Origin of the sequence: Vallitalea okinawensis, from assembly GCF_002964605.1 — a bacterium.
Lineage (GTDB): Bacteria > Bacillota > Clostridia > Lachnospirales > PQDH01 > Vallitalea_A > Vallitalea_A okinawensis.
Window position 1 is genome coordinate 313,676 of the sequence record NZ_PQDH01000003.1, and the last position, 14,602, is coordinate 328,277.

Consider the following 14,602-nt stretch of genomic DNA (forward strand, 5'->3'; position numbering starts at 1 on the left):
CTTCTTCTATTCCTCATCAACATTTACTGCATATTTCATTATCATTTCAGGATTAGCATGCTCACGGCTTACTTCACCTGTTAGTTTACCCTCATGCATAACTAAAACACGGTCGCTAATACCAAGTACTTCTTCTAAATCTGAGGAAATCATTAGTATCGCCTTACCAGATTTTTTAAGTTCATTTAGAATGTCATAGATTTCTTTTTTAGCCCCAACATCAATACCACGGGTTGGCTCATCAATTATAAGTACCTTAGGGGATAACATAATGAGTTTGGCTAGTATCACCTTTTGTTGATTACCACCACTAAGATTCTTTATCAATTGTTCACCACTAGGTGTTTTAACTGAAAGCTTCTTAGCATGGATTTCATAATCTTCGCGTTCCATTTTTTTATCAATTCTCTTGATTGAATTCTCATATTTCTTTAAATTAGATAACGTCATATTTTTTTCTACAGACATACCTAATATAAGGCCCTCACCTTTTCGATCTTCAGATAGGTATGCAATACCTCTTTGAATAGCTTGACCTGGTGCTCGCATTTCAGCCAATTCACCATCAATATATACCTGACCTTTGTCCTTCTTATATTCTCCAAATACTAATTTGGCAACTTCAGTTCTTCCTGACCCCATAAGTCCAGCCATCCCTAAAATTTCACCAGCTTTTACTTCAAAGGATACATCTTTAATAAAATCTTTATAGCAAAGACCTTTCACTTTAAGTATGGTGTTACCTACTGGTACTTTAATATAAGGATATTGTTCTTCTAGGTCTCTTCCTACCATCATCTTAATCAAATGATTTTTATCTATATTATTAACCACTTCTTCTCCGATAAAACTACCATCTCTCAAAACCGTAACTTTATCACACATTTCAAATATCTCTTCTAAACGATGGGAAATATAGATGACAGCAATATTTTGAGATTTTAGTTTTTGAATGACCTTAAAAAGATGTTTAACTTCTACATCTGTAAGAGCAGTAGTTGGTTCATCCATTATAATGATCTTCGCATTTTTTGATATTGCCTTAACAATTTCGATCATCTGCTGCTCTCCTACAGTCAAACTGTTTACTTCTGTTTCTGGAGCAATAGTTGAACCAATTTCTTTTAAATATTCTTTTGTCTTGGCTATCATGTCTTTTTTGTTTAATCGTCTTGTTACAGTCGAATATTCTTCGCTACCGAGAAAAATATTCTCATAAACTTTAAGATTTGGTAATACACTGAGTTCCTGATGAATGATAGATACTCCTGCATGTTGAGCTTCTTTAATATTCTTAAACTCCACTTCTTTGCCTTCAATGAAAATAACCCCTTCATCACGCTTATATACACCACTTAATATTTTCATTAAAGTTGACTTACCAGCTCCATTTTCACCTAATAAGGCCATGACCTCACCAGCATAAGCTCTTAAACTCACTCCCTTAAGAGCCTTAACTCCAGGAAATGATTTTGTAACATCCTTCATCTCTAATAGAAGTTTATTTGAACTCATACTATCCCTCCTAAAAGACTACACCAGATTTTAAAATAATATTAGCATAAGGGGTTTGTTCTCCTGTTCGAATCACAGCCTTACAGGCTTTTAAACTCTCCTTAAGCTCTTCATGACTTATTTCAGTTATTTTGACATCACCTATGACTTGTAAGATTTCGTCATAAACTTTTGGATTAATGTCTTTTGTTTCTTTAGCTAAAAGTACTTCTTCAATTTCATGTTCTACCAAGACAGCTTTAAGAACATCAATGAAACGAGGAATATCTTTAACCAATGCTAAATCTATACGTTTTGTTTCGTCTGGAATGGGAAGACCACAATCGCCTATGCCTAAGGTATCTGTATGACCCATTTTTGAAATAACATCAGAAATATGACAGTTTAATAATCCAGTCTTTTTCATATTTTACTCCTCCGCATATTTTTCATTTACTTCTTCAAGAGAAGGCAACGAAATCTGTGCACCTTTTTTTGTTACGGTTATAGATGAAACTTTATTACCGAACCTTACTGCTTCCTTAATAATAGCGAAGTTAATCTCTTTATTTTGACTGAGCTGACTAGCAACGCCTCCAATAAATGAATCTCCTGCTGCTGTTGTATCAATGGCATCAACCTTATAAGCTTTAATCAATTCTGCCTCTTCTCTAGAGACTAAAGCTGCGCCTTTTTCACCTAAGGTTACGATGACATAACTTACACCCTTCTCAAAAAAGATCTCAGCTGACTTCTTTGCGCTATCTAAATCACTTACTTCTAATCCTGTTAATTCCAATACTTCTGTTTCATTAGGAACAATAATATCAGTAACCTTTAATAAGTCTTCTTGCATCTTACTAGCAGGTGCAGGATTAAGAATTGTTATGGCATTACTTTTTTTGGCAATTTGAAAAACCTCTTTAGTCACATTCATCGGTGTTTCAAATTGAGCAATAACAATATCACAACTTTCAATAATTTCTTTGGCTTTCATGATAGATCTTGCTTTCAAGGTCATATTAGCTCCAGAAATAACAGCAATGGTATTATCTCCATTTTCATCAACAGTGATGATGGCTGTTCCTGTTGGTTGTGTTTTATCTTTAAAGACATATTGTGTATGAATACCGTCTTTTTGAAGATAACTTTGTAGTAACTCTCCATTATCATCATCACCAATTTGAGAAATCATATGCACATCGCATCCCAATCTCTTAGCAGCAACAGCTTGATTAGCCCCTTTACCACCAGGAATTTTCTCCATGGTATCTACAAAAAATGTTTCACCTTTTTTAGGTAAATTCTTAACATTTAAAACAATATCTAAATTCATGCTTCCTACTACGCATACTTTTTTCACAGTTCACCCTCCAATTCACTTAATCGGTTTACTGAACCGGTTAAGTTGATTATAGCACCCCTTATGTGGTATGTCAACAAAAAATGTTATTATTTCCTCACTTCTTATAATATATTGTACAATTCGACTTATTACATCATTTATTTTTGCACATACGAAAGGGATATCTTGATAATATTTTCAGCTTTTATCCCTTAAATTATTATATTTTTTTTAAGAAATGCGTACTTACTTCACTTTTCTTACATATGCGGGCATAAAAAAAAGCTCTTAAGAGAGTTTGCTTACTCTTAAGAACTTATATAATTCCACCGATGGTCATTAAATAACCACTCACATAAGAAGATGTAAAAAATCCTATGGTTGCACCAATCATAACATCAGTAGGATAATGAACACCGATATATATCCTAGATACCCCGACAGCACTTGCAATGAATAATAGTGCTAAAGTAATGATACTGGACGTTAATAATATTGACAACGTCATAGATATTGCAAATATAGCGGTAGTATGACCTGAAGGAAAGGAATAATTGTATAGTTTAATTTGAAAAGTATTGATGTCTGCAAAGACTTTATTCGGTCGTGGTCGATTAACAATGATCTTTATTGAGTGAATAATAATTTGGCTAATAATTAATGAAATTACAACGGATAATCCAGCAGTAAGAATTCGAAGGTAATCTAATCCAATCATAATTAAAGAAATAATTACAGATGCTGTCAAGCTACCTAAATGAGTAATTTTAGGCATAACACGATCTAGTATGGAACATTTTATCCTTTTATTAATGACGTATAAGATATATTGATCACCGGTTCTGATGGCTTTAAATAATCTACTCAAGTTCATCCCCCTCCAGCATTATCTTAGTTCTATCTATCTCTAATTATAATAATACATCATTCATATACATTTTACTTATAAACTCCTGTAAATTTTTCGTAAAATTATTGCTTATACTGAATCCCTTACAATTAACTTAGGCTTGAAGCGGATAATTTTTTCGTTATTATCCTCGCCATGAATGAAGCCTATTAATAATTCACAAGCTTCCTTACCCATATCATAAATCGGCTGTCCTATAGTTGTCAACCCTGGTTCCATCATTTCGGCTATTTGTATATTATCAAAGCCAATAATGCCAACATCTTCTGGCACTCTATACCCATTCTTAACTAATACCTTCATGCCTCCTATTGCCATAAGATCATTGCTAAAAAAGATAGCATCAAAATCTTTAATTTGCTCGATGATGTCTTTTGTTACTTTTTTCCCACCATCAAGACTAAAATCTCCTTCAAATATTAACTCTTCATTATAGAGTCCATATTTCTCCATGGCTTCTTTGTAACCTTCATATCTTAATTTTGAAACCCCTAAGTTAGGGTCACCAGATACAAAAACAATTTTCCTTTTGTTATTTCTATACAAATAATCAATACCTTCAGTCATACCTTCTTTATTTAAACTATAGACCCCATAGTACTGTTCATAACCTTTAACATAACGGTCAACAAAAACAAAAGGAACATTATTCCCCTTCAAAATATCAATACTTTTATCACTATTTCCCCCGGTTATGAATATGACACCATCAACTAATTTACTCACTAGCAATTTAACGTATTTATCCTCTTTGACGATTTCATTATCAAGATTACAAAATATAACATTATAATCATACTTGTTCGCTGCATCTTCTATAGCCCTTGCAATCTCCGAAAAAAACGGGTTAGTAATATCAGGTACCATAATACCAATTGTACCAGATTTATTGGTACTCAAACTCCTAGCAATAGAATTGGGAATGTAATTCATTTCTTCCGCAATTTCTAAAATCTTTTTTCTAGTCGTATCACTTATGCTACTATCCTTATTGTTCAGAACCATTGAAACAGTAGTCTTTGATACACCAGCTTGATTGGCTATATCTTGCATAGTAGCTTTTACTTTTTTCATAAAAAGCCTCCATACTCTATTCAGTAATTAGATCATCTTTCCCAATAACCTATTGAATTGATGTATCTAAATCAGGTCTTAATCGTACTGCTTCATTCAAATAGATGTGTATAACATTTTTTTGCATTCTATCAGAAGAAGCATGAATCAAAACTCGAATGCACTTTTTAAGACTCTTCTCAACATACATCTCCTGCATACATAAAAGACCTGCTGTAGTAATACCTAAGTTTCTTGCAGCAACTGCTGGATATACCGCATCTAAATCTTTTGTGGCAGTAAACGTAATAGAAATTATATCATTCATATCCATATTGTTTTCTTTTATGATCATTTCTATTAATTCATTAGTAGCTTCTAAAATATCTTCTTTTGTATTTGCTTTGACAGTAGTAGCTCCTCTTACAGCTATCATAGTTAACACCCCTTCTTATAGGAAATATAATGTATACTACATTATATTGAAATGCCAGCTAAATATCCTGTTGAAAAAGCAATTTGTAAGTTATACCCACCTGTTAAGGCATCCACGTCCAATACCTCCCCTGCAAAATATAAGCCTTTTATTTTCTTACTTTCCATTGAATGAGGATCAACTTCTTTAACATTGATGCCTCCAGAAGTAATAATGGCTTCTTTGATACTTCTCGCTCCAGTAATCGTTAAGTCAAAGCTTTTGATTAATGCTAGAAGTTTTAGACGCTCTTCCTTGGTTATGGTATTCACTTTTTTAGCTGGGTCAATTCCACTTCTCTCTATAATAACAGGAATTAATTTCCTAGGCAAGAGATCCACCAAGGAATTACTAAAATCTTTATTGATGTACTTCCCAAAATCCCTAATAATTCTTTTGTCCAATGCCGAATCATCTAAAGCTGGTTTTAAATCAATGATCATTTGTAGGGGTTGTTTAAGTTGGTCAATAAGTGTGCTACTGGCACTCAGAATAAGTGGACCAGAAACGCCAAAATGAGTAAACAGCATTTCACCAAAGTCTTCATAGATGATCTTATGATTATTCTTAATAGCGACCTTCACATTTCTAAGTGATAAACCTTGTAACTCTTTAACCCAGCTTTCTTTTGCATTCAGAGGAACTAAAGCTGGTTTTATAGGTTTCACATCAATACCTAAAGTTTTAGCAAATTGATAGCCATCACCAGTAGAACCTGTACCAGGATAACTTTTGCCTCCTGTAGCAACGATGATAGCATCAGCTTCAATGGTCTGACCATCTGTCGTTTGAACACCAGTCACTACTTGATCGTTTATTATAAGTTTTTTTACTGTACAGCCTTTAAGGACTTTTACTTTATTCTTACGTAAATATTTTTCTAAACTATTAACAACTTCTTTTGCATCGTCTGAACATGGGAAAACCCTATTTCCTCTTTCAACCTTTGTCTTCACGCCTCTTTCTTCAAAGAATTCAATTACTTGTTCATTAGTAAAGGTATATAAAGAGGTGTACATGAACTTTTTATTAGTTATTATATTACTCAAAATGGTGTCAATATCACTTGCATTAGTAATATTACAGCGGCCTTTACCTGTAATCGCTAACTTTCTACCTAATCTTTCATTCTTCTCAATCAGTATAACACTATTTCCATTAGACGCAGAAACGCCAGCAGCTATCATACCTGCTGGCCCTCCTCCTATTACAATAACCTTCTTCAAATCTAAAATCCTTTCTTACTTGGATAGATTTCTAATTCATCATCATCATAGACATCATATTCTTTCCATATTCTCTCTAGATCTTCTAGTGATTTTTTAATCTTATCTTTTTTCTTCAAGCTTAAAGATACGATTAAAGCATTAATTAAACTTAATGGTGCAACTAATGAATCAACAAATGATGCCATATCACTAGCTGCTAACAAACTTAAATCAGCATATTGTGTAATTGGTGATAAAGCACTATCTGTCACAGCAATTAAATTAGCATTTCTTGATCGTGCAAATTCCATTGCTTTGATCGTTCGTTTTGAATATCTAGGATAACTAATACCTATTACCACGTCATCAGGACCAATACGATGTATTTGCTCAAACATCTCACTAACACTATTGGTATGGATAAGTTTTACGTTATCAAATATTAGGTTCATATAGAATCCTAAGAATCCTGCTAGAGAAGCACATGATCTTACACCTAAGATATAGATCTTGTCAGCGTCTATGATCATATTAACTGCTTCATCAAAAACCTCTTCATCAATGTCTTCGAGAGTGTGCTTAATCTTCTCTGCATCCGTTTGTAATACAGACTTTAAAACATGCTCTTGATCTATTCTACCTGAAGTCACCTCCATACGTTGCACAGAAGTTAACTTCGTCTTAACCAACTCTTGTAATGCTCTTTGAAGTTTGGGATATCCATCATAACCTAATTCATTAGCAAATCGAACAACTGTAGATTCACTAACTCCTACTATACTACCAAGTTTTGCAGCTGTTAAAAAAACAGCTTTCTCATAGTTTTTTAAAATGTAATTAGCTAGTAATTTTTGACCCTTACTTAATTTAGGGTATTTTTCATTAATGCGTTTAATTAAATCGTTTTGCTTATGCATAATTAATCCCTCACAACTGCAAATTTATAGAGATATAAAAAGTTATAATAACTATTCAGCTAAAAAAGATGCTTTGCTTTTATAATCATGTATTTCATCCCTCAATCTATGATTCTATAAGGAATCTATTCAACCTATAAAGTATAAAACCACACATCATTAGCTTATAGATCTTTCTTTTCATATCGTCTACTCATTTTTATATTTTTATGTGAATATAATAACCTATACTTATATTATATATAAAAATAGAATTATTACAATAATATTTTAATAAAACTTCTCAACTAAGGTGTATATTTTAATGTTTAATACAATTTTAGTGCCCAAGTGATGAATTCGACTAGACTATGAATTAAAAGATATGAGCATCTTTCAATTGTTTCACAAAAGCAAGAAAAATATTAAAATGACTCAGTCATCTGACTGAGTCATTTCTTTATCCATAGTCTAACTTTATATCTAAACTGGATATACTTTATTTTCTTCGTCAGCAGCTTTAGGATCTATTTTACTCTTTTGAGCCTGTCTATACTTAAAGAATTCTTCTGCAACTTGAGAAAACAACGCATAAGACAGGACATCTTCATCTTGCTCTTTATAATGAAGCATTTCTGCTTCTATTTTGTCAAGCTCTGGTTCAATTAGATCTGCTGGACGACATGTAATTTGTTTCTCATCGCCAATTATTTTTTGCTTAATCTTTTCACTGATTGGAGCTGGTGTACGACCATACTCGCCTCGAACGATTGACTTCGATTCCTTTGTTACCATTTTGTAGCGTTCCCCAGTTAGAACATTCAATACTGCTTGGGTTCCAACAATCTGGCTTGATGGTGTTACAAGGGGTGGGTATCCATAATCTGCACGAACTCTAGGAATTTCTTCCAAAACCTCATAGAAACGATCTTCAGCTTTTTGTTTTTGGAGCTGTGATAAAAGGTTGGAAAGCATTCCACCAGGTACTTGATACAATAAAGTCTTAATATTAACGCCTAAGACTTTAGGATTCAAGAGTCCAGTAGAAAGAGCTTCTTCTCTTAACGGTCTAAAGTGATCTGCTATCTCCGCTAAAAGCTCTTGATTATACCCTGTATCAAACGGTGTGCCTTTAAATGTTTCAACCATAACCTCAGTAGCTGGTTGTGCTGTACCCATGGCAAATGGAGACATAGCTGTATCAATAATATCAACACCAGCTTCAACAGCCTTCAAATAACTCATTGCAGCTACACCTGAAGTGTAGTGACCATGTAGTTGTATAGGTACTTTGATATTAGCTTTTAAAGCCTTAACTAACTTTTCAGCTTCGTATGGTACTAGTAAGCCAGCCATATCTTTAATACAGATAGAATCAGCACCCATTTCCTCAATTTCTTTAGACAAATTAACATAGTAATCCAATGTATGAATATCTGATAAGGTATAAGAAATAGCAATTTGAGCATGTCCGCCTTCTCTTTTAGTAGCTTTAACAGCAGTGTCAAGATTACGTATGTCATTTAAAGCATCAAAAATACGTATGATATCAATTCCATTAGCTACTGCCTTTTGAACAAAATATTCTACAACATCATCAGCATAGTGACGGTAGCCAAGAATGTTTTGCCCTCTTAATAGCATTTGTAGTTTTGTATTCTTAAAACCACTACGAAGTTGACGTAATCTATCCCATGGATCTTCTTTCAAGAAACGTAGACAGGCATCAAAGGTTGCTCCACCCCAACATTCAACGGAGTGATAACCTACTTGATCAAGTTTTTCTATAATAGGAAGCATTTCTTCCGTTTTCATTCGTGTAGCAATTAATGATTGATGAGCATCACGAAGGATTGTATCTGTAATCTTTACAGGTCTTTTAATTTCTTCTGCCATATGTATGACCTCCTTATAGATCATGGTACAAAAGAGATCGCAAATTACTTAGTGCGCACATCAGCAATTATACGATTCTCTTATTAGTTGTTTAAGAAAGTACTTTAAAATATCGTACCTGATAAGAAAATACCTGCCGCTATTGCAGAACCAATAACCCCAGCTACATTAGGTCCCATAGCATGCATTAGTAAAAAGTTTGATGGGTTTTCTTCTTGACCAACTTTTTGAACAACACGTGCTGCCATTGGGACTGCAGAAACTCCAGCTGCTCCAATTAATGGATTAACCTTACCACCTGTGGCCTTGCACATGATTTTACCAAATAATACACCTGCTCCTGTTCCTATTGAGAAAGCAAATAATCCTAATGCTAAAATTAATAATGTATCTGTCGTTAAGAAAATACTTGCTTCAGCAGATGCACCTACTGTTAATCCTAATAAAATTGTTATGATGTACATAAGTTGATTAGAAGCTACTTCAGCTAATTGCTTAGTAACACCACATACTCTTAATAAATTACCAAACATCAACATACCAATCAATGGTGCTGTTGAAGGTAAGATTAAGATAACTAGTAATGCTACTATGATTGGGAACAAAATTTTCTCTGTTTGTGAAACAGGACGTAATTGTTCCATTTTGATTGCTCTTTCTTCTTTTGATGTTAATGCTTTCATAATTGGTGGTTGTATAATAGGTACTAAAGCCATATAGGAATAAGCAGCAACAGCAATCTGGCTTAGATACTCGGGTGCTAATTGTGTAGCGGTATAAATAGCTGTAGGACCATCCGCACCACCAATAATACCGATAGCTGCAGCAATTTCAGGTGTAAATTCTGCTATGCCAATATAACCGAAGAATAATGCACCCAAAAAGGCTGTAAAAATACCAAACTGAGCTGCTGCTCCGAGTAGTAAACTCTTAGGATTGGCAATTAGAGGACCAAAATCTGTTAAAGCACCTACCCCCATAAAAATTAAAGGTGGGAATATCCCTAATTCATCTCCCATAAAGAGATAATAAAATAATCCTCCTATATCATGCTCTCCCCCAGCTGGCGGATTCATTAAGCCTGATAAAGGCAAATTTGTTAAAAGCATTCCGAATGCTATAGGAACGAGCAATAATGGCTCGTATTCTTTTTTAATTGCTAAATACAATAAAACTAACGCAACAATAACCATAATCAGGTTTTTCCAACCTTCACCGATAAAGAAGGCCGCAAAACCCGAATCACTGATGAATTTCATTACTGTATCGCCAAGAGTTGCGAAAAAATCCATTAGTAGACCTCCTTCATATTAGCCAATTGAGAGAATAACATCTCCTGACTCTACAGATGCTCCTTTAGATACATTGATTGAACTTATTGTACCTGAAGCAGGAGCAACAATTTCATTTTCCATTTTCATTGCTTCTAGAACAGCTACTACATCACCTTCTGATACTTGCTGACCTTGAGATACTTTTATATCAAGAATAGTACCAGGCATTGGTGCCGTAATAGTTGTAGCCCCACTAGGTACGCTTGTTGGCGCTGGTTTAGGAGCAGCAGTTGGTTGTGCTGGTGCTGCTTTAGGAGCTACAGGAGCTACACTAGGAGCTGGAGCGGCAGGAGTAACACTTTGTCCTCCTTGTAACTCTTCTACCTCAACCTCGTATGTATTTCCATTCACACGTACTTGAAATTTTCTCATGATTACATCCTCCTAATTCAAAATCGATCAAAATTTATACGCAATTTTGCGTATTCCTAATCCTCATTTATAGTGACGATTAAAGATTTATTAGCAAATTAACTCATTTAATTCTAATATAAATTATTGTGAATATTTTCATGTCTGCCAGTAGCATTCCAAGCAGATTTATTACTTGATACACGTCTTAATGATTTAACAACAAGTTTATCACTTGTGGTATTCATTGATGCAGCTATGGCAGCAGTGATCACAGCAACAAGTTCTAATTCATCTTCTTGGTTACTCTGAACCTTTCTTTCTTCTTCAACAACAACTTTATTTTCAACGACTGGTGGTGCTTCGTTCTTCTTTCCTAAATTACCTAAATGCTTAAATTGTGCAAGAATTAAAGCAATAAGTATAAGTGCTAAGAATACCATTAGCATACCAGCTATGGTACCTAAAATCCCAATTTCAACAATACTTGATAATAATGCTGTATTTAATACCATTAAATATCACCTCAACTATAGCATCGTGCTATGTTTTTTAGCTGGTCTTTGCTCTCGTTTAGAAATCAACATTTCTAAAGCAACAATAACTCTCTTTCGAGTAGATGCTGGTTCAATAACATCGTCTATATAACCACGACTTGCAGCAGCATATGGACTCGCTTGAAGTTCATCAAACTCTTGCATTTTTTCACGGATCACTTCATTAGCTGCGTCAGAAGCCTTGATTTCTTCAGCATACATGATTCTCACCGCACTATCAGCATTCATTACCGAAATTTTAGCATGTGGCCATGCATATGCAATATCTGCGCCAATATGCTTTGAATTCATGGCAACATAAGCACTACCAAAAGCTTCTCTAATAATAACATTTACCTTCGGGCAAGTAGCGTTAGCAAAGGCATAGGTTAATTTAGCAATAGCTTTAGATAAACCTTTTTGTTCCTGAGCGATGGCCGCCTCATAGCCAACGACATCAGTTAGTGTTAACACAGGAATGTTGTAAGCATCACAAATATTAACGAAAGCAGCACTCTTTTCACATGCATCAATATTTAAAACATTGTTCTTGTTGGCAACTACACCGACAGTAATGCCGTTTACACGGATGAATCCAGTAATGGCAGCTGTTCCAAAGTCTTTTTTTAGTTCTAAAAATATATTGTTATCAGCAATTTCATTTATAATTGTAAAACAATCAATGTCTTGTTCATTTAATACGTCAGATACTCTGTTCAAATCATCAGATAATTCATAAACAGGTGCATCTTCCATATTATTAGCTGGTAACATATCTACTAATAAACGTACATTGGTAAAACAGTCTCCTTCATTTGCAGAAACAAAATCAACGATACCTGTTTGTTCGCTATGAATCTTCGCTGAACCGATGTCATCAAATTCTGTTGCTTTTTCCATAGTATTAGGACTATTCACAAATAATTTAGCCTTTTCTTTATTCATGAATGTAAAGTCGGATAGGTTTGGTATGATTGATGCTCCACCTGCACAATCTCCCAATATAACAGTAATCTGTGGAATCACTCCTGAAGCAACGGTTTGCTTTAGGAAAATCTCTCCATAACCTTGTAGACCATCAGTAGACTCTTGAAGTCTAATCCCTGCAGAATCTAGAATCCCTATTATAGGTGCTCCCATTTTCATGGCTAGGTCATAAATGTTACCTATCTTCTTGGCATGCATTTCACCTAATGATCCACCTAATACAGATGCATCTTGGCTATATACATAAACTAGACGTCCATTAACTGTACCATACCCTGTTATAACTCCATCTGCAGGAGCACTTTTATCAACCATGTTAAAATTAGTAGAACGGTGTCTTACAAAGGCACCTACTTCAACAAAGCTGTCAGGGTCAACTAAAAAATTTATTCTTTCTCTTGCTTTATTAATCCCAGAATTTTTTCCACCCTGTTCGATCTCATGGCGACGATTATTAAGGTCGTTAATTTTATCCATTGTGCTCATCGTTACCCTCCATTTTTAAAAATATATAGTAACATTTTTATAAAACATTGGCTTAGGAAGTATAAACATTTGTCTATACTTCCTAAATCTACGTATTTTCACGTAGAACCGTATTTCATAGAAATACATATCTAAAATGCAACTTTCACCAATATAAATTATAAACCAATGCCGGGCAACTTGCAAGAAAGAATTTGATAGTTTTTTCCCTATATTTTTGTAATTGGCTTAATTTTTTTCAATCATGTATATTATCGGAGGGTTATTGGGTCGGTTAAGGAAGTCCACTTTTGCAACATTATAGAACTTCGAATCTAATTTACTGACAACTTCTTCAACTGCATCCTTTTCCTCTTTGCCGCCTTCATGACCATAATAAGATGTTATTGCAAGTATTCCACCATTCTTTAATAAATCGAGACTTTGAAGGATTGCATCTAGTGTACTTTCAGCTTTGGTAATTATTTTCTTATTACTTTTTGGTAAATAACCGAGATTAAAAATTACTAAATCTAACTCTTCTTTTACATATCTCTGAATCTTAGTATGTGTATCGTGTATAAGTTCTACTCGTTCTACTACCTTTTCTTTTATAAGCTTTTCTTTTGTGCATTCAATGGCTTGCTCTTGAATATCAAATCCATACACTTTACCCGTCTTACCAACTCTATGTGCCAAGTATAAAGTGTCATTACCATTACCAACAGTACCATCCAATACGATGCTACCTTCACGTACTGAATCTTCAATAATTCTATGAACAACTGTAGTTATACGACCAGTAAATATCATACTTTTTCCTCCTTCAATTCTATAAAATCTCCTTTCTGACTTGGTAAAAAGTCAGAAAGGAGATTTTGAATGCAATTTATTTTATTGTAATAAACTTTTTCGCTCTGCAGTAGTTAAATGTCTATAGGTACCTTCTTTAAGCTTATTGATATGAATATCTCCAATAGCAACACGTCTTAAACGTAAGACTGGATGCCCAATAGCTTCTAACATTTTCCTTACTTGACGATTACGACCTTCGTGTATGGTGATCTCAATAACAGAGCTCCCTTTTCTCTTATCCGTAATTCTCACTTTTGCAGGTGCTGTTTTATAGTCTTCAATTTCAATTCCCTTTCTCAAGATTTCTATTTTCTTTTCATTAGGAATTCCTTTTACAACAGCTCTATAAGTTTTCTTCAACTCATGTTTAGGATGCGTTACACGATAAGTGAAATCGCCGTCATTGGTTAAAAGCAATAATCCTGAAGTATTACTATCCAACCGACCAACAGGATAAACTCTTCCTTCAACTCCCTTAAGTAAATCCATCACAGTAGGTCTATCAAACTGTTCTTTCGCTGTAGAAATGTATCCCGTTGGTTTATTTAAAAGAATATAAACCATCTTCTGTTCCTTCTTAACAGGCTTACCATTGAACTTAATAACGTCTTTCTTAGGGTTAATCTTAACCCCCATCTCTTTAACAACCTTACCATTAACAGACACTTTTCCTTCAAGTATAAATTGCTCTGCTTTTCTTCTAGAGGCAATGCCCGCTTCAGCCAAATATTTCTGTAATCGTACTTCCATTACTCTTCCTCCTAAAGTCATCGAATTCTATTTGCGCACCCAAAACT

15 protein-coding genes are annotated in these 14,602 nt (G+C 34.2%); all 15 read right to left on the bottom strand.

Annotated elements, in window-relative coordinates:
* Positions 1–6: 6 nt before the first annotated feature.
* Entirely contained in the window at positions 7–1,515 is a 1,509-nt protein-coding gene (locus tag C1Y58_RS10930; RefSeq protein ID WP_105616078.1) for a sugar ABC transporter ATP-binding protein, read from the bottom strand.
* A 10-nt stretch (positions 1,516–1,525) separates the two neighbouring features.
* Positions 1,526–1,921 carry a D-ribose pyranase gene (rbsD, locus tag C1Y58_RS10935; RefSeq protein ID WP_105616079.1) on the bottom strand — a complete coding sequence of 132 codons (396 nt, stop codon included), beginning with the start codon at positions 1,919–1,921 and terminating at the stop codon, positions 1,526–1,528.
* Between the two features lie 3 nt (positions 1,922–1,924).
* On the bottom strand, positions 1,925–2,857 hold the full coding sequence (rbsK, locus tag C1Y58_RS10940) for a ribokinase (protein WP_105616080.1): 933 nt from the start codon (positions 2,855–2,857) through the stop codon (positions 1,925–1,927).
* 298 nt (positions 2,858–3,155) lie between these two features.
* Complete coding sequence (locus C1Y58_RS10945; protein ID WP_157950050.1) at positions 3,156–3,707, bottom strand: phosphatase PAP2 family protein; 552 nt, start codon at positions 3,705–3,707, stop codon at positions 3,156–3,158.
* A gap of 111 nt (positions 3,708–3,818) precedes the next feature.
* Positions 3,819–4,823, bottom strand: a complete 1,005-nt coding sequence (locus C1Y58_RS10950) for a LacI family DNA-binding transcriptional regulator (RefSeq protein WP_105616082.1) — start codon at positions 4,821–4,823, stop codon at positions 3,819–3,821.
* Positions 4,824–4,872: 49 nt separating this feature from the next.
* On the bottom strand, positions 4,873–5,238 hold the full coding sequence (gene aroH, locus C1Y58_RS10955) for a chorismate mutase (RefSeq protein ID WP_105616083.1): 366 nt from the start codon (positions 5,236–5,238) through the stop codon (positions 4,873–4,875).
* Between the two features lie 41 nt (positions 5,239–5,279).
* Entirely contained in the window at positions 5,280–6,503 is a 1,224-nt protein-coding gene (locus C1Y58_RS10960; RefSeq protein WP_105616084.1) for a BaiN/RdsA family NAD(P)/FAD-dependent oxidoreductase, read from the bottom strand.
* Positions 6,504–6,505: 2 nt separating this feature from the next.
* A complete protein-coding gene (locus tag C1Y58_RS10965; protein WP_105616085.1) occupies positions 6,506–7,402 on the bottom strand; it encodes a MurR/RpiR family transcriptional regulator in 897 nt (298 codons plus the stop codon).
* Positions 7,403–7,864: 462 nt separating this feature from the next.
* Positions 7,865–9,277, bottom strand: coding sequence for an oxaloacetate decarboxylase subunit alpha (locus tag C1Y58_RS10970; protein WP_105616086.1), 1,413 nt, complete (start codon positions 9,275–9,277; stop codon positions 7,865–7,867).
* A 104-nt stretch (positions 9,278–9,381) separates the two neighbouring features.
* Positions 9,382–10,569 (bottom strand): sodium ion-translocating decarboxylase subunit beta, encoded by a 1,188-nt coding sequence (locus C1Y58_RS10975; protein WP_105616087.1) that lies wholly within the window; start codon positions 10,567–10,569, stop codon positions 9,382–9,384.
* Positions 10,570–10,587: 18 nt separating this feature from the next.
* Positions 10,588–10,983, bottom strand: coding sequence for a biotin/lipoyl-containing protein (locus C1Y58_RS10980; protein ID WP_105616088.1), 396 nt, complete (start codon positions 10,981–10,983; stop codon positions 10,588–10,590).
* 113 nt (positions 10,984–11,096) lie between these two features.
* Complete coding sequence (locus C1Y58_RS10985) at positions 11,097–11,477, bottom strand: OadG family transporter subunit (RefSeq protein WP_105616089.1); 381 nt, start codon at positions 11,475–11,477, stop codon at positions 11,097–11,099.
* Positions 11,478–11,492: 15 nt separating this feature from the next.
* On the bottom strand, positions 11,493–12,962 hold the full coding sequence (locus tag C1Y58_RS10990) for an acyl-CoA carboxylase subunit beta (protein WP_408646594.1): 1,470 nt from the start codon (positions 12,960–12,962) through the stop codon (positions 11,493–11,495).
* Between the two features lie 237 nt (positions 12,963–13,199).
* The gene (locus C1Y58_RS10995; protein WP_105616091.1) at positions 13,200–13,763 is read right to left on the bottom strand and encodes a tRNA 5-(aminomethyl)-2-thiouridylate-methyltransferase MnmM; all 564 of its coding nucleotides are present in this window, start codon (positions 13,761–13,763) and stop codon (positions 13,200–13,202) included.
* An 81-nt stretch (positions 13,764–13,844) separates the two neighbouring features.
* The gene (locus C1Y58_RS11000; RefSeq protein WP_105616092.1) at positions 13,845–14,555 is read right to left on the bottom strand and encodes a pseudouridine synthase; all 711 of its coding nucleotides are present in this window, start codon (positions 14,553–14,555) and stop codon (positions 13,845–13,847) included.
* Between the last annotated feature and the right edge of the window lie 47 nt (positions 14,556–14,602).